The organism is Nannocystis sp. RBIL2 (assembly GCF_026626745.1).
Classification (GTDB): domain Bacteria; phylum Myxococcota_A; class Polyangia; order Nannocystales; family Nannocystaceae; genus Nannocystis.
On record NZ_JAPNJW010000002.1, the window covers coordinates 1,911,413 to 1,932,453 of the forward strand.

Annotated in this window: 17 protein-coding genes; 7 read left to right on the forward strand and 10 right to left on the reverse strand. The window is 73.0% G+C overall.

Translation table 11 applies throughout. The features are described 5' to 3' along the window. Positions 1-3: 3 nt before the first annotated feature. The 3 genes from OV090_RS32705 to rimP are packed head-to-tail and all read right to left on the reverse strand — an operon-like array spanning position 4 to position 2,509. Positions 4-405 carry a YlxR family protein gene (locus tag OV090_RS32705; RefSeq protein WP_267708591.1) on the reverse strand — a complete coding sequence of 134 codons (402 nt, stop codon included), beginning with the start codon at positions 403-405 and terminating at the stop codon, positions 4-6. Positions 406-418: 13 nt separating this feature from the next. Next, a complete protein-coding gene (gene nusA / locus OV090_RS32710; protein ID WP_267708592.1) occupies positions 419-1,831 on the reverse strand; it encodes a transcription termination factor NusA in 1,413 nt (470 codons plus the stop codon). A gap of 21 nt (positions 1,832-1,852) precedes the next feature. Continuing rightward, complete coding sequence (gene rimP, locus OV090_RS32715) at positions 1,853-2,509, reverse strand: ribosome maturation factor RimP (protein ID WP_267708593.1); 657 nt, start codon at positions 2,507-2,509, stop codon at positions 1,853-1,855. A gap of 214 nt (positions 2,510-2,723) precedes the next feature. Here rimP and OV090_RS32720 point away from each other — a divergent pair, with 214 nt between their 5' ends. The 4 genes from OV090_RS32720 to OV090_RS32735 all read left to right on the forward strand — a co-directional run bounded on the left by OV090_RS32720 (position 2,724) and on the right by OV090_RS32735 (position 6,461). Further along, on the forward strand, positions 2,724-3,629 hold the full coding sequence (locus tag OV090_RS32720; protein WP_267708594.1) for a carbon-nitrogen hydrolase family protein: 906 nt from the start codon (positions 2,724-2,726) through the stop codon (positions 3,627-3,629). Further along, positions 3,626-4,321: an RNA polymerase sigma factor gene (locus tag OV090_RS32725; RefSeq protein ID WP_267708595.1), complete on the forward strand. Its 696-nt coding sequence runs from the start codon at positions 3,626-3,628 to the stop codon at positions 4,319-4,321. The genes OV090_RS32720 and OV090_RS32725 overlap by 4 nt, the downstream gene beginning before the upstream one ends. A 169-nt stretch (positions 4,322-4,490) precedes the next feature. Further along, a complete protein-coding gene (locus tag OV090_RS32730; protein ID WP_267708596.1) occupies positions 4,491-5,126 on the forward strand; it encodes a hypothetical protein in 636 nt (211 codons plus the stop codon). Between the two features lie 282 nt (positions 5,127-5,408). Further along, positions 5,409-6,461 carry a hypothetical protein gene (locus OV090_RS32735; RefSeq protein ID WP_267708597.1) on the forward strand — a complete coding sequence of 351 codons (1,053 nt, stop codon included), beginning with the start codon at positions 5,409-5,411 and terminating at the stop codon, positions 6,459-6,461. A gap of 334 nt (positions 6,462-6,795) precedes the next feature. Here the strand turns inward: OV090_RS32735 and OV090_RS32740 are convergent, their stop codons facing one another. The 4 genes from OV090_RS32740 to OV090_RS32755 are packed head-to-tail and all read right to left on the reverse strand — an operon-like array spanning position 6,796 to position 10,475. Then, a complete protein-coding gene (locus OV090_RS32740; protein ID WP_267708598.1) occupies positions 6,796-7,785 on the reverse strand; it encodes an NAD-dependent epimerase/dehydratase family protein in 990 nt (329 codons plus the stop codon). Positions 7,786-7,797: 12 nt separating this feature from the next. Beyond that, positions 7,798-8,253: a nucleoside deaminase gene (locus OV090_RS32745; protein WP_267708599.1), complete on the reverse strand. Its 456-nt coding sequence runs from the start codon at positions 8,251-8,253 to the stop codon at positions 7,798-7,800. Positions 8,254-8,275: 22 nt separating this feature from the next. Continuing rightward, a complete protein-coding gene (locus OV090_RS32750; protein WP_267708600.1) occupies positions 8,276-9,130 on the reverse strand; it encodes a PP2C family serine/threonine-protein phosphatase in 855 nt (284 codons plus the stop codon). 1 nt (position 9,131) lies between these two features. Further along, positions 9,132-10,475: an FHA domain-containing protein gene (locus OV090_RS32755; protein WP_267708601.1), complete on the reverse strand. Its 1,344-nt coding sequence runs from the start codon at positions 10,473-10,475 to the stop codon at positions 9,132-9,134. Positions 10,476-10,582: 107 nt separating this feature from the next. On the opposite strand from OV090_RS32755, the gene OV090_RS32760 reads away from it, so the two are divergent. The 3 genes from OV090_RS32760 to OV090_RS32770 all read left to right on the forward strand — a co-directional run bounded on the left by OV090_RS32760 (position 10,583) and on the right by OV090_RS32770 (position 16,715). Then, complete coding sequence (locus OV090_RS32760) at positions 10,583-12,088, forward strand: carboxypeptidase-like regulatory domain-containing protein (protein WP_267708602.1); 1,506 nt, start codon at positions 10,583-10,585, stop codon at positions 12,086-12,088. Next, the gene (locus OV090_RS32765; RefSeq protein WP_267708603.1) at positions 12,085-14,397 is read left to right on the forward strand and encodes a hypothetical protein; all 2,313 of its coding nucleotides are present in this window, start codon (positions 12,085-12,087) and stop codon (positions 14,395-14,397) included. The genes OV090_RS32760 and OV090_RS32765 overlap by 4 nt, the downstream gene beginning before the upstream one ends. A 1,016-nt stretch (positions 14,398-15,413) precedes the next feature. After that, entirely contained in the window at positions 15,414-16,715 is a 1,302-nt protein-coding gene (locus tag OV090_RS32770) for a hypothetical protein (RefSeq protein WP_267708604.1), read from the forward strand. 150 nt (positions 16,716-16,865) lie between these two features. On the opposite strand, the gene OV090_RS32775 is transcribed toward OV090_RS32770, so the two are convergent. The 3 genes from OV090_RS32775 to OV090_RS32785 all read right to left on the reverse strand — a co-directional run bounded on the left by OV090_RS32775 (position 16,866) and on the right by OV090_RS32785 (position 20,904). Further along, on the reverse strand, positions 16,866-17,816 hold the full coding sequence (locus OV090_RS32775) for an HTTM domain-containing protein (RefSeq protein WP_267708605.1): 951 nt from the start codon (positions 17,814-17,816) through the stop codon (positions 16,866-16,868). A gap of 289 nt (positions 17,817-18,105) precedes the next feature. After that, positions 18,106-18,672, reverse strand: coding sequence for a hypothetical protein (locus OV090_RS32780; RefSeq protein ID WP_267708606.1), 567 nt, complete (start codon positions 18,670-18,672; stop codon positions 18,106-18,108). Positions 18,673-18,696: 24 nt separating this feature from the next. Then, positions 18,697-20,904 carry a hypothetical protein gene (locus tag OV090_RS32785; protein ID WP_267708607.1) on the reverse strand — a complete coding sequence of 736 codons (2,208 nt, stop codon included), beginning with the start codon at positions 20,902-20,904 and terminating at the stop codon, positions 18,697-18,699. Between the last annotated feature and the right edge of the window lie 137 nt (positions 20,905-21,041).

Genomic DNA, 21,041 nt, shown 5'->3' on the forward strand with positions numbered 1-21,041 from the left:
AACTCAGGAAACCCTCCCCACCGCGGCGCGCATCGCGGTCGCCAAGGTAGCGAGACGTTGTACGCGCGCCGCAGCGGCGGTGCCGCCAGTGCGGTTCAGGAGATCGATCTTGCCCGCGAGCGCCTCTTGGTGCGCGCGCCACAAACCAGCGGGGTCCACCGCTGGCATCTTACGGGCGAACGCGCGGGCGAGGCCGCCACGGCGGGCGGCGCGCTCGAGACAGGCGCGCGCCGGGCACACGTAAGCCGAGCGCCCCCTGGCCGAAAGGCCATGGCGCTTCGCACATGTCCGGATGTACTCGTCCGGAACGACTAACACCTGTTCGCCATCATCGGCGAGCAGGATCCTCGTCCGCAGGAGTTCGGCCTGCGGACGTACGGCGCGGCAGCCCACGCAAGTGCGCATCGGCGCGTGCATGTTACTCGCCACCTCCGTCGCTGTCGTCAGTGTAGTGGTCCTCGCCCATGTCTTCGGGCGGGGGCTCGGGGTACTTGACGTTGAGCTCGAGCTTGCCCGAGGCGGCGTCGTCCGCGACCTCGATGATCTGCTCGGCGCGCTCGGTCGAGCCCACGCCCGGCACTTGCGCCAGCTCTTCCGCGTCGGCGATGGCGACGTCGCGGAGGTTGCGCCAACCCATCTGGAACATGGCCAGGGCCACGGCGTCACCGACGCCCGGGATCGCCGCCATCTCGGCCAGCGAGCGCCGCTCCATCTGCTTGAGCTTCGACTCGGAGTAGATGTCGATGCGCCAGCCGGTCAGGCGCGAGGCCAGGCGGACGTTCTGGCCCTTCTTGCCGATCGCCAGCGACAGCTTGTCGTCGGGGACCACTAGCTCCATCGTGTGGCGCTCGGCGTCGATGAGGACGCGCGACACGGTGGCCGGCTGGATCGCGTTGCACACGAAGCGCGCCGGGTCGTCGTTGTAGGGGACGATGTCGATCTTCTCGCCGCGCAGCTCCTGGACCACCGCCTGGACGCGGCTGCCGCGGATGCCGACGCAGGCGCCGACGGGGTCGACGTCGCGGTCGCGCGAGGACACTGCGATCTTGCTGCGGGCCCCCGGCTCGCGGGCGCACGCCTCGATGCGGACGATGCCCTCGTAGATCTCGGGCACCTCGTGCTCGAACAGCTTCTCGACCAGGCCGCGGTGGGTCCGCGACAGGATGATCTGCGGGCCGCGGGCCGACTTGTCGACGTCCTTGACGAACGCGACCACGCGATCGCCGGGGCGCAGCGACTCGCGCGGCACCTGCTCGCGCGCCGGCAGGAGCGCCTCGGCCTTGCCGTTGTCGACCTCGACCACGATCGAGCCGCGCTCGAAGCGGCGGACGATGCCGGTCATCAGCTCGGACTTCTTGTCCTTGTAGGCGTCGAACAGGTTGTCGCGCTCGGCCTCGCGGACGCGCTGGATGATCACCTGCTTGGCGGTCTGGGCGGCGATGCGGCCGAACCCGTGCTGGCCGAACTGCAGCGCCTCGATCTCGGCGTAGTCCTTGGCCTGCTGCTCGGCGCGCTTCTTGTCGGATTCGAGATAGAAGATCTGGAAGAGGAGCTCGTCGCCGATCTCGGCCTCGAGGCCGGCGCGGTGCGCCTGCTCGAGGCTGATCTCGCGGTGGGGCGCGGTCACCTTGTCGACCACGTAGAGCACCTGGAACAGATTTACGTGCCCGGTCTCCGGGTCGAAGCTGGCCTCGATCTCCTTGTCCTCGAAGACCTTCTTCGCGGCGGTGGCGACCGCCTGCTCGACCGTCTCGATCAGGACCTCGCGCGAGATCTTCTTCTCGTCGCAGACCTGGTCGAGCACCGCACTGAGGTTGAGCTGTTCTTCCATAACCGGATGACCTCTGCTGTCCTAGCCGTGCCCCCCCGTACTCGGGGGGGAGTACACGAGGTTGGCCCGCCGGATGTCGGCGAGCGAGATCTTGTAGATGGTATCACTGTCGAGCGACCGCAAGAGCACCGTGCCGCGGCGATCGTCGGCAGGATCGGCGGCGTCGACCTCGGTGCCGACGATCCGTCCGTGAAAGGTCCGCTGGTCGGCGCTGCCCTGGCCCGCCAGCGGGTGGAACGTGCGGACCACGGCGCGCCCGCCGACGTGGCGGGCGAAGTGACTGAGACGCGCCAGCGGCCGGTCGACGCCGGGCGAGCTGACCTCGAGCGTGTATGGCAGCGACAGCAACGCGGTCAGCTCCGGCGTCTCGGGATCGGCCTCGGCGGCGTCGAGGGCGTTGCTCAGGACCCCGCTCATGCGCGAGCAGTCGTCGAGCGAGACGCCGTTGGGATGGTCGAGGTACACGCGCGCGATCCGGCCGCCGCGGCCGCCGGCCCACTCGATGAGCACGACCTCGAAGCCCATCGCCCGCGCCACCGGCTCGACCGCCGCCTCGAGCAGGCGGACCGCCCCCTCGTGCCCCTCGTGCTCGGCCTCGGTGCCAGCGACGTCGTCGACCGCCGCGGGTTGCGGCGGTTGCTTGGGGCTCTTGTTGTGTGTCGGGCGCCTCGTGGCCATGCGGGTGGGATTCGAGACAAACGAAAAAAGCGAGCTCGGCCAGTTGCCTGCTCGCTTACGAAAGGCAATTTGCTGGCCGGGCCTGTAGCACGGCGCTTGAAGGCGAGCAACCCCCTTCCCGGGGCGTGAGGCCCGGAGGCCCCCGATGGCGCGGTCCTGGCGTCGGGTCGTTCAGGAGGCTTGGCGGCGGGCGTTTTCTCGCTACCATCCCCGCGTGCGAGACCTCTGCGCCGCCCTGATCCAGCTCGGCAGCGGGGCTGACCCCGTCCCCAGCCTCGCTCGCGCCGCCGAACTCACGCGCGAGGCGCTCGCGCACGGCGCCGAGCTCGTCGTGTTGCCCGAGAATTTCTGGGCCGTCGCCCCGCCGGGCCTCGACCGTCGGCCGTGGGCGGTCGATCTCAGCGCCCTGGGTCCAGGCGGCGATCTCCACGGCGAGCCGCCACCGGTGCTGCGACCCTTCCTCTTTCTCTCACGGGAGTACCCGGCGGCGGTGATCATCCTCGGCGGCCTGCCGGAGCTGCCCCCGGCCGGCGGCGAGGGCAAGTTCTACAACACCCTGGTCGCCGTGTTCGGCGGCCGCGTGGTCGCGGTCTACCGCAAGATCCACCGCTTCGACGCCACCTTGCCGGACGGCTCGCGCGCCTCCGAGTCCGACGTCATCCTCGCGGGCGAGACTCCGCACGTGCTCGTCGCGCCGTTCGGCAAGATCGGCCTCAGCATCTGCTACGACCTCCGCTTCCCCGAGCTTTATCGCGCGCTCTCCGCCGCCGGCGCGGAGATCCTCGTCGTGCCCTCGGCCTTCACCCTTCTGACCGGCATCGACCACTGGGAGCCGCTGCTGCGCGCCCGCGCCATCGAGAACCAGGCCTACGTGCTCGCTCCGGCGCAGTACGGGCCGCACGGCCACGGCCGCCACAGCTTCGGCCACAGCCTCGCCGTCGACCCGTGGGGCGCCGTCATCGCCCAGGTCTCGCGCGGCGAGGGCCTCGCCCTCACCTGGCTGCGCGCCGACCTGCTCCAGCGCGTCCGCAGCGACTTGCCCGCGCTGACGCACCGCCGCCTCCACGGCGTAACTCCGGCCGAGGTCGTCACGTTGTCGGCCGAAGAGACCTCGGCGTGACCTCTCCCGGCACCGGCCGCACCTCCGGCACGGGCCGCGCCTCCGGCCCCGGCCGCGGCGCTCCACCCGGCCTCCACGCCCTGATGGACCGCTACCTCGACGGCGACGCGCGGGCCTTCGCCGCCCTGCACGCCGCCCTCGTCCCTCGCCTCACGGCCTTCCTCGTGCACCTCGTCCGCGACACCACCGCCGCCGATGACCTGGTCCAGGCGACCTGGCTCAAAGCGCACCTCGCCCGGGCCCGCTTCCAGGTCCAGGGCACGAGCCCCGACGGCGCGGTGCAGGCCTGGTACTTCACGATCGCGCGCAACCTCGCGGTCGACTGGCTGCGCGCGCAGATCCGGGAGCGCCGCCGCCGCGAGCCCGGCGCCGGCGGCGCCGACGAGCGCGATCCGCTGGCAGAGATCCCGTCGGACCTGCCGACCGCCGAGGAACTGGAGATCGGCGAGGCCGAGGCGCAGGAGATCGCCTCGCGGGTCCGCGACGCCCTGGCCCAGCTGCCCGCCGGTCAACGCGAGATCGTCGAGCTCCACAAGTTCCAGGGCCTGAGCATGGCCGAGATCGCGGCGCGCCTGCGGATCCGCGAGGGCGCCGTGCGAGTCCGGGCCCACCGCGCCTACAAGGCCCTCGCGCAGTGGCTGACCCCTTCGTTGCGAGCCCTGCTCGTGTTGCTCGCGCGAGGTGGGGCATGACTGCGAGCTGTCCTCCTGTCGCCCCTCGTCTCGCGCGCACGCGGCGGAGCGCGACCGACCGCATCCTCATGGGCTCGGGTCTCACGCGGGCCATCCGCATGGAGGCCGACGGCGCCGTCATCGTCAGCCGCGGCCCGGGAGCGAGTCGCCTGGCCTCGGGAGGTCACGCGTGACCATCGACGCCAAAGCGCTGATCGCCGACGACCTCGGCGAGCGCCGGCGCGAGCGCCTGCAGCACTTCCGGCCGGCCTGGCTGCTGGCCGTGGCGATCCCCGTCGTCGGCCTGCTCGCCACCGGCGCGCGCGACGACTTCTGGGCCCAGCCGACCTGGATCCTCGGCCTCCAGGCCCTGGTGTGGGGCCTCGCCCTGTTCGCCTTGCCCGCCCTCGGGCTCGGCCTGTGGTTCCCCGGGCGCGCCGCCCGGGTCGTGCTCGGGCTCATCGCCGCCGCCGTCGCCGTCCTGGTCGCCGCGGGACCTGCTCTTTTCGACAGGTCCTACCCGACAGGTCTCGAAGACCACCCGATCTACCAGGTCGGCTGCGCCTCGCTGACTCTCGGCGCCGGCGCGCTGGTGCTGGCGGTCTGCGCCCTCAGCGGGGCCTTCGCCCAGCGCCGGCGCAGCGCCGGCGCGCTGTGGCTGGCCGCCGCGATCGCCCTCATCGGGATCGACACCACCACCTGGCACTGCGTGATCACCGGCCTCGATCACACCCTGCCCTCGCACCTCGGCGCCGGCGTCCTCATGCTCCTGGCCGCCGGCCTCGTCGGCGCCGCCCTGCACCGCCGCCAGCGCCTGACCGACTGACCCGTGAGCCGTCGAACGGCCGCTTCGGCGCGCCCTGCACCGTCACCAGCGCCAGCCCCACTGACCCGCGAGGCGCGGCGGACTCGTCGGCACTGCTCTGCCCCGCCAGCGCCTGACCGACTGACCCGCGTCTCGACCGCGAGCCGCCGCAGAGCGGAGGCCGCCGCGCCCGAGCCAGGCCCAGCCGCCGCCGGCCTCGTCGCGAACCTCTCCCTGCCCCACCCGACCTGTCGCGTGCAGCAGGCCGCGCACCGGCCAGGATCTGAGATAGGCTGCGCGCGCGTGGCCACCGAGCACATTCTCACCCGCGGCAGCGACACCATCCGCATCGTCCACGACGGCTGCGACCTCGTCACCGGCGAGGGCGAGAACAGCGTCACCCAGACCTTCGACGACGACGCCGAGGCCCGCTCGCACCTCGACTACGTCCTGCGCCGCCTGCAACGCACCGGCTACGGCGTCAGCAGCCGGCGGTTCGCCCCCGAGCAGGCCCAGGCGGACGTGCACGACGACCTGTTCGAGTGGGACTCCGAGCATCGCCGCCTCCGCTGCGTGTTCACCGACAGCGTGGGCGTGCGGACCCGCTGCGAGGTCCTGCCCGACGTCGCCGCCGCGCGCGGGGCCGCAAGTCTCCACCTGGTGTGCGACCCGGCCAGCCCCGGCAACACTCTCGCCGTCGCGCTGAGCGAGCGGCCGCTCCCGCAGGTGCGCAGCTTCGTCTTCGACACCCCGTTCCAGACCGTCACGCGCCAGCGCGACAACAGCCCCGGCCGGCTCGACCTCGTCCTGCAGGCGCTGCCCGCCCTCGAGTCGGTCTACGTCACCGGCGCAGTCGAGCTGCGCGGCTGTCAGCACGCCCGCCTCAAGCATCTCCACCTGCTCGGCGATCCGCTGCCGGCCGACGCGCTGGCGGGTCTGGGCAGCAGCGAGTTCCCTGCGCTCGAGCGGCTGGTCCTGTGTCTCAGCCGCGACGACGAGCCCGCCTCGACGAGCGAGGTCGTCCGCGCCTTGCGGCGGCTGCGGGCGCCCGCCCTGCGCCACGTCTACCTGTCGGGCAGCGACGACCTGGTCGCGCTGCTCGACGAGCTGTGCGCGACCCCGTTGCCGCCGTGGACCGTCCTCTCGGTCGAGGGCATCCTGCGCGACGAGGACGACCTGCTTGACATCCTCCAGGCCCGCGCCGACACCCTCGGCCGCCTCGGCCGCCTCGCCCTCCCGCTCGTCGACGACCTGTCCGACGACGCCGCCGAGCGCGCCCTCCAGCTCCTGCCGCGCGTCATCGACTGCGACGAGCTGCCCGACCAGCTGCTGCCCGGCGTCTACGAGGAGTGGTGAGCTCTGGCCTCGGGGGCATGTTCTATAGAACATGTCCCTGAGGACCTGCGCCAACGGCCCTCACCTTCGGTCCCGACTGGATCTTACGATCGGTGTCATGTCCTCAGAGACATGTCCCATCGGACATGTCTCTTGAGAACTTCACGGCAGCGCCTGCCGGCGATCGTCTTCGCGGCATGCGCCATCGGACATGTCCCTGAGATCCTGACGGCAGCGCTTCGGGCCTGACAGGATCCGGCGCTCGAGCGCCTGTCCTCGAGAGCATGTTCCATCAGACATGCCTCTGAGACCCCTCTCCGCCTCGCCAGCGGCGAGCGCCTCCGGCACCGCAGCGTCACCCCTGTCCCGCGAGCCACGCGGCCGTCCGCCGCAGCCCCTCGTCGAGCTCGACCTCCGCGCGGAACCCCAGCAGCTCCGCCGCCCTGTCGGTCGTCGCCGCCGAGCGGGCGATCTCTCCCGCGCGCGCCGGCGCGAACGCGATCGCCTCTGCCTTCACCCCGCAGGCCCGCTGCACCGCCGCTGCCAGCTCGACGATCGCCACCTCGTGTCCAGTGCCGATGTTGATCCCCGCCGGCTCGGGTGGCCCCGAGGTCACGTCCTTTAAAAGGACATGTCCCTGCGACCCTGCTCCGGCGGCCAGGCAGATCGCCCGGGCCACGTCGCCCACGTAGATCAGGTCGCGCGTCTGCTTGCCGTCGCCGAAGATCGTCAGCGGCTCTCCGCCCCGCGCCCGCGCCAGGAACGTCGCCACCACCCCCGAGTACGGGCTCTTCGGGTCTTGCCGCGGCCCGTAGACGTTGAACAGCCGCAGGCACACCGTCTGAAGCCCGTGCAGCGGCCCCAGGCAGCCGAGGTACAGCTCCGCCGCTCGTTTGGCCGCGCCGTACGGCGACAGCGGGGTCGTCGGCTCGCTCTCCGTCACCGGCACCCGGCGCGGCTCGCCGTAGACCGCCGCCGACGACGCGAACACGAACCGTCGCACCCCGGCCGCGGCCGCCCACAGCGCCAGGCGGGTCGTCGCGCGCAGGTTGACGTCGAGGTCGTCGATCGGCGCGGAGATCGATCGCACCACCGACGTCTGGGCCGCCAGGTGGACCACCGCCGCGAACGGCCCGTGCCCGGCCAGCAGCAGCCCGACCTCCCCGCGCACGTCGCCCTCGACCACCTCGACCTGCGGGTCGTCTGTCCATTCAGACAGGTTCTCACGCCGCCCCGTGCTGAAGTCGTCGAGCACCACCACTCGCCGGCCCGCCGCGCGCAGCGCCGCCACCGTGTGCGAGCCGATGAACCCGGCCCCGCCGGTCACGAGCACCGCGTCGTTCACCGGTCCAGCCTATCAGCGCCGCGACGCCAGCGCGAACGGGTTGTCCGGCCACAGCGACGCGTCGCCTTGCACGATCTCCAGCGACTGCGCCGCCAGCGGCAGCGTCAGCTGCTGGTACAGCGCCGACGTCGTGAACCCGTACGGCTCGCCGTCGGCGTTGCTGTACGCGAACACCACCCGGCGCACGCTCGCCAGGTGCAGCGCCGCCAGGCACATCGGGCACGGCTGCCCGCTCGCGTACACCGTGCAGTCGTCGAGCTGCGCCCGCTCGAGCGTCGCCGCGGCCGAGCGCAGCGCCAGCATCTCCGCGTGGGCCGACGGGTCGGGCCGCAGGTGCAGCTCGTTCACCGCCTCGGCCACCAGTTGGCCCTCGCGCACCACCACCGCGCCGTAGGGGCGCCCGCCCGCCAGCGCGTTGTCGCAGGCGAGCTCGAGCGCGCGGCACAAGAACCGGTCGTCGTCGGTCACGACCACAGCATGCACGCTCGCGTCAGACCGCCAGCTGGACCCGGTGCACGGCCACCTCTTCGCGGCCGTGGGGCAGCTCGAGGCCCTCGCCCGAGAATCGCGCGATCGCCACCGTCACGTTGTCGGGCCCGCCGGCGGCGCAGGCCGCCTCGGTCAGCGCCCGGCAGCAGCGCAGCGGGTCTTCGTAGCGGAGCATCAGCCCGAGGATCTGCTCGTCCGTCACCGGCCCGGTGAGGCCGTCGCTGCACAGCATCAGCACGTCGCCGGCGCGCAGCTGGACCACGTCGAACTCCGGCCCCACGCGCGGCTGGACCCCGAGCGCCTGCAGCAGCACGTTGCGGTGCTCGTAGTCGCGGGCCTGATCGGGGCGCAGGCGGCCGGCCGCGATCAGCTGGCCGACCACGCTGTGGTCCGTCGTGATCTGCGTCAGCGAGCGGCCGCGGCGGATGTACGCCCGCGAGTCGCCGACGTGGCCGATCAGCAATTCTGGCCCGAAGGCCAGGGCCGCGGTGAGCGTCGTGCCCATCCCGTGGCGCGCCGGGTCTTCGACCGCCGCCGCGCGGATCTTGTCGTTGACCGCCGTGATCGCCTCGTGCATCACGTCCTGAGCCGCCGTCGTGGTGGGGAACGGCGCCTTGCTGTGGACCACCGCCGACAGCACGTCGACCGCGATCCGCGACGCCACGTCGCCGGCCGCCGCCCCGCCCATCCCGTCGCACACCGCGATCAGCGACCCGCGCGACGTCAGCGGCTGCACGCGCTGGTGCGGCAGCAGCCCGCGCTCCCCGGTTTGGAGGTTTTGGACCACGAAGTGGTCCTCGTTGCGCTTGCGGACGCAACCAACCTCCGTCCTTGCGAACACCTCGAGCTGCGCCACCTCAGTGCATCCTCACGCGGAAGATCTGGTCCCCGACCCGGAACATGTCGCCCGGTTGAAGGATGACATCCCCGCGGATCCTGAGATAGGTCCCGTTGGCCGAGCGGAGGTCGGTCAGCAGGACCGTCATCGCGTCTCCGCGCAGCTCCATCGCCAGCTGCGCGTGTTGCCAGCTCACGAAGGGGTCCGTGGGGAAGATGATGTCGCCGAGTTCGCGGCCGAACACGATCTGCGGGGCGCGCAGGCAGTGGACCTCGGCTTCGGCCCCGCCGACCCCGATCAGCGTCAAACGGCCCCAGGCCGGCTGCATCGGCGTGCCGAACAGGCGGGTCGAGTCGCCGTCGAGCTCCTGCTCGCGGCCGCCCGGCGGCAGGTTCTCGAGCCGCAACAAATGGTGACCGACCAGGAAGAGATCGCCCGGAAACACCGGTTCCGGCCGCGAGATCCGGACATAGACCCCGTTGCGAGATCCGAGATCGCCGAGGCGCACTCCCCCGCCGGGCGCCGGCTCGAGGCGGGCGTGGGCCGGGCTCAGGAACTCGTCGCTCGGGAACAGTAGTTCGCCCTGCTTGCGGCCGACCACCAGAGACCCGCGCAGCGCCACCGACTCGCCTTCCGAACCGTCGCGCTTGACCAGCACCACCCGCAGCGGCGCCGCCCCGGCCGAGCGGCGCGACGACTCGACCGCCAGCCTCGCCATCGGCGCCGACCACGAGGGCCCGCCCGGCGAGCCGGTCACCGACACCGACGCCTGCTCGCTCGCCGGCGCCGCCTGACCCATGCGCGCAGTGTCACCGGGGCCGGGCGTCTCGCGCGGCACCGGCACCCCGTCGTCCGCTTGCCCTCGCGGGATCACGCGGGCCTGGCCCCACGAGCCCTGACCTGACTCGGCGGCCGCGCCCTCGTCGGCTCCTGCCTCGGCCGGGGGCGGGCTGGCGTTCGGGACAGGTTGAACAACCTGCGGCGCCGGGCTCGCCGTCGCCGTCGCCGGGGCGATCCCCCCCGCGTCGACGACCTGGGCGGCGGCCGGCTCGACCGCGGAAGAACGCGGCGCCGGCTCGGGTACCGGGGAGCGTGCCGGCTCCACCTCGCCCGTGCCCTCGGCCAGGCGCCGCGGGATCAACTTTATGCTCTGCGTGCTGGGCCGCGGCCGGCGAGAGTGCACGCGGAGGCCGCAGATCTGGCAGAACTCGAAGCCATCACCGAGGGGCTGCCCGCAGCGCGCGCACTTCGGGAGCGCGCTCACTGGCGCCGGCGGCGTCAGGCGATAACCGCAGATCTCGCACGCGATGGCCTCTGGGGCGTGTTCGGTGCCACAGGCGGGACAGGGGATCCACTCCGTCATCGGCGTCGTGCCTGGAGAAGGCTTGCCAGGGTCGCTCGCGTGGGATAGACCCGCGCTCGCCCGCGATTCGCCCCGTCAGGGTACCCGTCCGGCTCGGACCGCGTCAATTGAGCGTCGCCATTGCACAGTCAGGTTCGTCGCCCTCGCCCGCCGGGCCCGAGCCGTCGTCAGGTCGGTCTTCCTCGCCCTCGGGGCGCGCGTCGTGCTCGCACGCCGACCGCCGGGGCGACGATTTTGGCCGCGGATCGCTCCGCGCGCTCCGCCGTCTGCGCACCGTCCTGGCCGTCGCCGCCGGCCTGTGTGCCCCGCTGCTGGCGGCCTGCGCCCCGATCGTGCGCCCGCCGGCCTACGTCGGCGCGCGCGACGTGGTCACCGACGCCTCGCTGATCGGCCCGTTCGACGGCCAAGTCGTCGACGCCGCCACCAGCGAGCCGGTCGCCGAGGCCACCGTGGTCGCCGTCTGGTCCTACGATCGCGGCGACGGCTTCATCGGTCCGTGGGGCGCGGAAACGACCAGCGTCACCACCGACGCCACGGGTCGCTACCGGATCCCTCCGGCCAAGCTCGTGGTGCGGGGCGCGACGGCGCGGCTCGTCGACGCCTACCTCATCGTCTACAAGCGCGGCTACGCCGGCTACCGCTCCGACGCGGTGCCGACCGGCGGCCCGCGCTCCGACTTCACCGTGCGCCACAACCGGGTCGAGCTGCGCAAGTGGCAGAACAGCGACTCGCACGCCGACCACCTGCTGTTCCTCGCGCCGCCGCGGCCGCTGCACAAGGCGGTGCGCTGGGAGGCCGAGCTGGCCAACCTCGACCTGTTCCGCGCGCTCGGCGGCGCCGGCGGCCCCGCGGTCGTCGTCGAAGAGGAAGAGCCGGGCAAGGCGACCGCGCCCGTGGTCGCCGAGGTGCTCGACGCCAGCGGCCTGCTCACGCCCGACGAGGTCCGCCAGCGCACCGGTTACACCGAGGCCTTCGAGGTCAAGGACCTCACCGACCTCAAGCGCACCGGCTTCTACCACGGCGTCCACCTGCAGGCGATCCACAGCGACGAGCGCCACGACCTCGCGCTGCGCGTCTGGAGCGCCCCGCCGGGCGGCATGGACCCGGTCGCGGCCACGATTCAGGAGACCTTCGGCAAGGTCAAGCCGGCCAGCGACATCACCCCCGAGACGTGGAGCACCACCGCCGACGGCGTCCACGCGATCGGCTTCGTCGACCGCGCGCAGAAGATCGGCGTGCTGCTGACCTGCGGCGATCAGCAGTGCCACGACCTCGACAGCGCGCTGATCCTCGCCAAGCACGTCTACCGCAACCTCGACCGCCTCAAGTCCGTCCCCGACCCGGCCGGCGCCGCGGCCACGCCCGCCGCCCCCGGGACCACCCCGCAGGGCGCCCCGAGCGTCCCGAGCGGCGCCGTCCCCGGCAGGACCGCCGCCCCCAGCGGCGCCGGGGCGAACAACCCCGCCGGCGTCGCCAGTCCCAAGGGCCAGGGCGCTTCGACCATGTCCCCAGAGTCAGGTCCCACCACCGGCGCCACCGGTCCCAAGGGACAGGGCGCTTCGACCATGTCCCCAGAGTCAGGCCAGCCGGCCGGGAAGGGCAAGCGGCCATGACCGGCCTGCGCAGCTGGCTGCGGCGCTCGACCCGGCCCGGCCTCGGTCGCGCCGCGAGCTCGACCGGTCCCGAGGGTCAGGTCGCTTCGGCCATGTCCTCCGAGACACCTGGCTCGCTGCGCCGCGCGGCCCGGCCCTGCGTCGCCGGCTCGACCGGTCCCGAGGGCCAGGTCGCTGCGGCCATGTCCCTCGAGACACGTGGCGGCCTGCGCGGCTGGCTGCGGCGCTCGGCCCTCGCGGCCGCCCTCGCGGTGTTCGCCGTGCCCGCCCCGGCGGCCGCCTGGGACGCCCGCGCCACCCACCTCGGCATGGTCGACCGGGCCCTGCTCGAGAGCGCCCTGCACCTGCGCTGGATGGCCGCCAGCGAGCTGCAGCGCGGCCTCTTCACCCCGCTGCGCATCGACCCCCGGCGTCTGTCCGCGCCCGAGCGGCGCATGCTGGCCGCGGCGCTGCAGCACGGCGGCCTCGAGGCGCTCGGCGGGCCCGGCGCCTGCCCCGGCCTCGGCGCCCCCATCGAGACCCAGCGCTACTGCGTCCAGGGCGACCTGTGGGAGCTGCCGGCGCTGCAGTGGCTGCAGGTCGGCGTCCTCGCCGAGCTGGTGCCCTCGGCGCGCGCCGTCCACCACTTCGTCGACCGCGACGACCCGCTGCGCCGCGACTTCAGCGACCCGCAGTCGCGCCCCGGCCTGCTGCGCCTGCGCCAGGTCCGTCACAACGGCGGCTCGGCCGCGGCCCTGGCCACTCAGACAGGTTTCTCGGGACAGGGCCCTTCGGTCATCTCCTTCCTGCGCGACGAGGCCGACCCGCTGGCCCCGCCGCAGATGTGGCGCCACCTCGAGCTGTCGTCGACCCTGCCCGATCCCGACGGGCGGGCGCACCACCTCGCGCTCGCGCTGGTCGGCCTCGGCGCCCTGCTGCACGTCGTCCAGGACCTGGCCGTCCCGGCCCACGCGCGCGGCGATGTCAGCGGCTTCTTCAGCCCGCTCTCGCCGAGCCCCGGCGACCGCGGCCTGCCGTTCGCCGAGCTGGCCCGGCTCGCCTTCGGCCGCAACGCCCTGCCCGGCCGCCCGACCCAGGATCAGATCGCCCAGGCCCGCGGGATCGCCGTCGCCGGCTCGCTCGCCGAGCACCTGTTCGGCGGCGCCGCCCCGAGCAAGGAGCCCGGCGCGCTCGTCCTGCCCGAAGGGACAGGTTACGAAGGCCTCGCGGTCTTCACCGCCCGCCGCTTCCTGTCCGAGGCCAGCGTCCCGCCTCCGCGCTTCCTCGACGACGACCTCACCCCCGAGGCCGCCGCCGCCGAACTGCTGCAGGGCAGCCGCCTCGACCCCGCCGAGCTCGCGGGCGCTCGCCTGCACCCGTGGCCGGCCGCGCGGGGCTACATCCAGAGCGGCACCGGCCGCCCGCTGGCCGCCTTCGACACCGACGACGACGGCCGCGTCCGCCCCTACGTCGACGAGGCCGTCTACCGCGAGCAGTTCGTCCACCTCGCCCCGCGGGCGATCGAGGTCACGCGCTCGCTGCTCGACTGGATGTGGCCGACCTGGCCCGAGCTCAGCTTCGACGCCACCGCCGGCAACCTCGACTTCGTGGTCCCGCCTGGCCTCGTCGACGCCGTCGTCCTGGTCCTGCGCCAGGACGCCGCCGGCGCGCGCACCATCGTCCGCAAGGTCGCCCTGCGCCCCGGCGAGCGCAACCGGGTCACCGGGATCCCCACCGGCCTCGGCGACGGCGAGCGAGCCGTCGTGGTCCTGCGCGCCCGCCGAGCCAGCGGCGAGCCGCTCCTGCTCGAGCACGTCCTCGCCACCGAGAGCAAGGTCTACCCGATCGTGCCCGCGCCCTACGTCGCGCCGCCGCCGGAGCAGGCCGCCCCGCTCGAGGAAGAGCTCGAGGCGGAGCCCGTCGTCGAGCCGGAGCCCGAGCCCGAGCCGGAACCCGCGCCCGAGCTCGCCCCGACGACCGGCACCAAGGGACAGGCCGCCAAGCCCGGCAGCAAGGCCAAGGGGCAGCCCGTGGAGCCTGTCCCCGGCAACGGCGGTCAGGCCCGCAAGGCCGCAGGCCCGCCCGGAAAGCCCGCCAACCCGCCCGGGACCGCCGAGCCGACCAGCCCGAGCCCGCCCGCCGCCAAGGGCACCACCAGTCCCAAGGGACAGCCTCCCGCCGAGGCCACCAGTCCCAAGGGACAGCCCGCCGTCAAGCCCCCGACCGAGGCCACCAGTCCCAAGGGACAGCCCGCCGCCAAGCCTCCCGCCGAGGCCACCAGTCCCAAGGGACAGCCCACCGCTCCGCCCAGCGGCAAGGCCAAGGGCTGAGCGCTCGCGGGGCGCAGCCGGGCCTCCTCGTCGGTTCATCGCCACTGACGCTGTCCCGGAGGACAGCTCAGGGCGACGGCGCACGAGTCGTACTCGTACTCGAAGAAGAGATAAGGCCTGCGGTCGTCGTCGCCGCCAGGCCGCCAGTCCCAAGACTGGCCGCCGCTCCGCCCAGCGGCAAGGCCAAGGGCTGAGCGCACGCGGGCCGCGGCCGGGCCTCATCGTCGGTTCATCGCCACCTTCGATGTCCCGGAGGACAGCTCAGGACGACGGGCGCGCTAGTCGTACCCGAAGAAGAGGTGAGGCATGCGGTCGTCAGGCCACCAGTCCCAAGGGACAGCCCGCTGCTCCGCCCAGCGGCGTCCTCGTCGGACAGCAGGGCGATGACGCGGCAGTTGTACTCGAAGATCCAAGGCCGGGGGCCAGGTCTCTCCAACTGTCTCGAGGACAGCCCGACCTCGCCGAGCGATGGCCCGCGGCCCTGAAAGCTGTCCCCGAGCACAGCAGGCCGAGCCGAGCCGCCGCCGTCCGGAAGATGTCCCCCGGGACAGCCTCGCCCCCGCTACCGGTCTTCGAATCTGTCCTCGGGGACAGCCGCGCGCTCGACCCCCTCGGGCCGCGGTTCGCGTGCACTTCCCGACAGCCCTCGCCCTCCCCGCGCATCCCCGACCGCCGAGGTCGTACCTGCGAGCAGCTCCTTCAGCTCCCACTCCTCTCTCGTCCGCCGGTCGCCCTCGCCGCCAGGCTTCGCTCCGAACACCGCTCACATCGCCGCGCCCAGGTGCCCCGCCACACACCGACGAGCCCGCCGTCCTCGCTGCGAGACGCCGCTCACCACCTGGAGACTGCGCCGGCGGCCCGCGCGGCCGACCGTCCGCATCGCCTCCCGCCAGCGCACGGCCCGGCGCGACCAGGGACGTCGGCGAGCGCGAAGCGTGGACGCTCGCACACCGGTGAGCCGGACTGCCGCGCCGGATTCGTCAGGCGCCCAGGCGGCTGTGCTACACCTCCCCGCCGTGTCGACCGAGCGAGACGACGACGGCCTGATGTTGCCGCCCCTGGACGAGCGTCGCACGCTGCTCGACCAGCTGGCCGCGCTCGTCAAGGCGCGGGGTCCTGCCCCGCTGCTCGTCGCCCCGTTGGTCGAGCCGAGCGCCAGGTTCTTCCCCGATCGCTGGCAGGGCGGCGAGGCCAGCTTGCGGCGGCTCGTGCGGCGGCTGCTCGGCTACGCCGGCCTCGGCCAATTTCGGGTCGAGGTCGCCATCTATGACGCCGATCCGGCTCGTCGCGGCGAAGTACTCGGCAAGCCCAGCTCGCCGCGCGGCCACGACCTCGTCGTCTGGCTCGCCGGCTTCGAGCGCGACCTCGTCAAGGTCGGCGCCGAGAGCTCGGCCATGGTCGACCCGCACACCATCGTCGCCGCCGCCGCGCGCGTCGTCGCCCACCTCTATCGTCGTCACTTCGGCCTCCCCACCACCGACGCCTTCGACCCGCGCATCGACCTCACCGGCGTCTTCCTCGGCTTCGGCGTGCTCACTGCCGACGCCGCCCTGCGCTACACCGTCCGCACCGCCGCCGGCCCGATGCAGACCCGCCGCACCCCGGCGCGGCTCGGCGTCCTCTCGCCGCAATCGCTCTGCTTCCTCCTCGCTGCCCAGCTGCACGCGCGCGTCCTCCCGCGGGCCGAGCGGCAGCGGATCGGCAAGCTCCTGCAGGCCAACCAGGCCGCCTTCCTGCGCCACGCCTACGCCGCGCTCGACCGCGCCGAGCCGCCAGTCAGTCAGCAGCTCGGCCTGCCGCCGCCGGAGCAGTGGCCCTCCGCGCCCGACCTCGCCGCGCTCACCGTCCCCTTCACCGACGACCCCGACGCCGCCCCCGAGGCCCGGCGCGACGAGGATCCCGGGATCGCCGGCATCAACGCCGGCAAGCCCGTGTTCCGCGTCGAGCGCAGCATGGCCGCCCGGCTCGGTCGCAGCCTCGGCATGGGCGCGCTCATGCTCGGCGGCGTCGTCGCCGGCATGAAAGGCGGCCTTCAACTCGAGGCCGGCACGATCCCTCTGATCGCCGTCGGCCTCGGCGTCACCGGCCTCGTCCTCGGCCGCTTCCTCCGCGAGTCTCGCTGCTCCGAGCCGCGCTGCGGCGCCACTCTGGCCCCCGGCGACAAGGCCTGCCCCCGCTGCGGCGGCGACGTCGTCGGCGTCATCCACCACCCGCGCGAGCGCCTGGCCGCCGAGGAGGCCTGGCGCCGCGCCCACCCCGACGCCGCCGAGCCCGACGCCGCGCAGTCGACCCCGGCCGCCGCCCCGCCTGCTCCCTGAGCCAGCCGCCGGATCGGCGCGAGTCAACGGCCGCGCGACCTTGTTCGCAAATCACGGCCCCGAGCGTCGCCGCCTCGAGAACATGTCCCATCGAGCATGCTCTTAAAAACATGCCCGATCGGGCATGTCCGATGGACCATGCCCGATCGTTCACCCGCGCGCGAGCCGCCGCACGATCCGCCGCACCTCGTCGGGCCGGAGGAACGCCAGGTAGCTCGCCAGCGTCAGCGGCGTGAACCACTCGACGTACATCATCATCTGGATGCCCACGTGCATCGCCACCCCGAAGCCGAGGAACAGCCAGCGCAGGTCGGGGACCCTTCGCCACCGCTCGCGCAGCCAGTGGGCCAGCACGAACCCGCTGAAGCCGACCTCCCACGCCAGCACCAGCCACGTGATCGGCCGCAGCACGTACGGCTGCAGCATCGCCAGCGCGCGCGCCAGGTCGAAGTGGCGGTTGTAGGGGCTGACCAGCGAGAAGTAGATCGCCGTCCCTTCCGACTTCCAGGTCGCCCCGTGCTTGGCCAGCCCCGTCGACGTGTACACGACCGCCAGTTGCAGCTGCACGATCCGCCGGCACCACACCGGCACCGGCCCGCCCTTGCCGCGCCAGCGCGCGTCGAGGCTCAACCCGCGGCCCGTCGGCATCAGCGCCAGCCACACGATCATCGCCGAGTGCATCTGGTCCGGCATCGCGTACAGCAGCGGGTTGCGGCCGACCATGCTGACCCACAGCAGCGCGCTCAGCAGCGCCGCCGGCCGCGTGAACAGCCCCACCAGCCACAGCAGGTGCGCCACCACCCCGGCGGCGAAGATCCCCTGCACCGCCAGCGGATCGTCGATCGTGAAGAACAGCGACCAGCGGGTCGGGAACGCCTGGCGCGCGTACTGCCCGGCCAGCGGCGACGCGCTCGAAAAATACTCGGCCACAGATCCGACATGCGACAGCAGGCTCGCGGTGAACACCGCGACCAGCCCGATCCGCAGCAGCCCGAGCGCCGCCGGATCCTCCTCGCCCGTCAGCAGCGCGTCGCGCAGGCGAGCCAGGCGCCCGCGCCTGTCCTTCGCAACATGTCCATCGGAACCTGACCCTTCGGCCATGCGCCCCTCGACGCCTCGCGCCGCGTCCGCACGGTCCTCCCCGCCGGCCGCGACCGCCGGACCCGCCAGGGACCTCGACCCCGGACCATCGGCCGCCGCGCCGGCGCCCCGCCGCTCGCGCACGTCGAGCCCCCCGCCGAACGGCCCCGCGTCCGCGGGCCTCGCCCCATCGGCCTTCGGCCTGTCCTCTGCGCCATGTCCCTCGGACCCTGTCGCATCGGCCATCCCGGTGCTCGCCGCGATCCCCACCGCAGCGAGCTCTCCGCCCTGCCCGTCCGGACCTGACCCTTCAGCCATGGCGAGCCTGCGCGTCCGCCAGCATCTCGCGCACCGGCCAGGTCTTGCAGTCGATCGTCGCCAGCGGCTTGCGCTCGACCGGCCCGAGCCCGGGCTTGCCCGCGCGCACGCGGTCGGGCGGGGTGAAGCGCCGGCGGACCCGCTCGGCCACGATCTTGCGCGGCGGCTGCTCGCGGGCCATGGCCTCGCGCACGCACAGCGAGCGCAGGTACCACAGCCGGTTGTTGTTCGGCTTGTCGGGGTTCAGCACCGCGTAGTAGCGCCAGATGTCGACCCGCGTCTTCTGCCACGCCCACGTCGTGCCCCAGCCGGCCTGCGCCTGCGCGGCCTCGGGCAGCGCCTCGCGGCGGCCGTCCTCGAACTCCGCGTACACCGCGATGTACGTGTGCGCGCGGGTCGGGTCCGGCGCGTACATGTTCCACGTCTGGACCACGCTGATCTTCTTCTGCCACTGCGCCAGCTTCGACGGCGCCCCGCCGAGCGCCGCGTTCGGTAGCGCGGGCCCGACGATCAGGGCCACCAGCGCCAGCGGCAGCAGCGTGTTCCAGAAAGTCGCCAACCTGTCCCGAAGGCCAGCCATTCGCTAGCGCCGCCTCCGCCCGCGGCGCAGCCCCAGCAGCGCCAGCAGGGCCAGCGGCGCCGATGCGCCGTCGCTGCGGCAGGCGCAGCTGGCCTCGGGCTCGGCGGTGTGGACCTCCGACGCGTCGACACCTTGCCCGTCGGTCACCACCTCGGGCGGCCCGACGTCGACCGTGACCGTGCCCTCGTCGAGGAACTCGGGCGGCACGCTGACGATCGACGTCCCGCTCGCGACCTGCTCGCCCGTCGTCAGGTTGGCCAGCGCCACGTGGACCACCTCGCCGGGCCGGAACCCGCGCAGCACCAGCTGGTTGTCCGACTCCCCGAGGCGGCTCGCCACCAGCTGGTGGTCCCAGTCGCCCGACACCTGGATGACCTCGCGGACCGAGCCCTTGTTCGAGCCGTCCGGATTCTTGTCGACCGCCGTCAGCGTGTACTCGAACGCGATCGGCTCGTCGGCCCGCTTGAGCAGCACCACCACCCCGGTCGGGTTGTCGGGCGGCCCCGCGTCGCCGCCGAGGCGGAAGCGCACGATCACGTTGTCGCTGCCCTGCGGCACCTCGTGGCGCAGCTGCATCGGCCCCGGGAAGAACGGCGTCACCCCGGTCGTCTTGCCGCGGAGGTACAGCGACGCCCCGCTCGCCACCTTGTCCGGGTCGACGTGGATCCGCGGGCAGTCGTACAGCCCGCGCGAGTCGAAGCCGCGGACCAGCTGATCGATGTCGCTCTGGGTCCACTCGCCGCGCGCCAGCGCCTCCTCGGCGATCTCGAGCACCGTGAGGCTCGCGGTCTCGAGGTCCGCGTCGCTCGGCAGGCGCGGCAGCAGCTCGAACACCACCAGGTCCATCTTCTCGCGGCCGATCCGCTTGCGCGCCGCCCACATCGCGCCCATGAACGGCTCGCCGTCGTTGTGGACCTGACCGACCGTGTTGTCGGGGCAGCGCTTGGTGTTCTCGGCGTTGCGGATCGCGTTGCCGTAGCCGGGCCAGAAGCGGGCCACGTAGTCGCCCAGCAGCGGCTCGTTGGACAGGATCACCGAGAAGTAGTCGGCGACCGCCTCGTTGATCCCGCCGGCGTCGTTCAGCACCCCGTCGCTGCGCAGCGTGCGGTCGCCGAGCCCGTTCGGCGTCAGCAGCGACACCATCCCGTGGCCGAGCTCGTGGTAGACCACGTCGCCGTCGTAGCCGAAGTCGACCGCCGTGCCCTGGCCGAAGATCATCGTCGGCCCCTTCTCCGGGTCGCACGTGTTGGTCCAGTAGGCGTTGTTGAGCGGCGTGTAGTCGAGGTCGGGGTAGGCCGTCGACAGCTCGGACGTGCGGTAGTTGGCGAGCATCGTCGACAGCTCGCACTTGAACGCGTCGACCCCGAACCGCTTCATCTCGTCGATGAAGCGCTCGGCGTGGTAGTACATCGACAGCTCGGCGTACAGGTCGTCGTCGTCGGCGTTGTCTTCGGGGAAGATGACGTCGGGCAGCGGCAAGAAGAAGTCGCCGTTCTCGTCCGACACCGCGCGGTGGATCGCGTAGCACTTGCCCTCGGCCCACCACGGCTGGATCTGGTCCTCCTCCGGCGCCTCGAGCGTGCAGTTGAACGAGCGGATCCTGTCGCCCTCGAGCGGCTGCCCCGGCCCGGTCGCGTGGATCCCCGCCAGCTCGACCTCGACCGGCACCGGCGTCGACGCCGGGTTGGTCTGGAACACCCGCGCCCGTGACGACCGCACGTGCTCCCACTCGTCGAGCACGATGCCCGAGCTCGCCGACACCCAGATCGTCTTCTTGCTCGGCTCCGGGTCCCACAGCAGCGGCAGCTCGACCTCGTAGGCCAGCACCGGCTCGCCGAGGATCAGCTTGTAGACCAGAGTGCCCGGCTCCTCGGGCCCCTCCGCGTGGGCGTGGGCGGCCGCAATCGCCTCCGCCTCGCCGACCTCGATCCGCGCCTCTTCGGGCCGCAGTTGCGGACCGGCGAGCGGCCGCGAGGACGCGACCTCGCGCTCACCTGTCTTGTCGGACAGCATCGTCGCGAATGCCCCGCGCACCGGGATCCCGTGCAGCGTGTACGACTTGTGGGCCACCGAGGCCGCCCCGCTGCGCAGCGCCATCGGCAGCGCGCGCCCCTCCGCGGCCAGCTCCGGCGGACCGGCGAGCGCGTGCGGCCACGCGACGCACAGCCCGAGACCGAAACCGAACCACCGCAAGCTCCGCGCGACCGTCATGAGCGCTCCTGCCGAGGCCACCAGCATACCCAAGATCGCCGGCCGGGCGGCGGCGAAGACGGCCGCCCGATCACCCCAGGTTCCGCAGAGCGGTCGGCCTGCACGGCGCGCGGCGCGACGCAAATTGGACGTTCGGC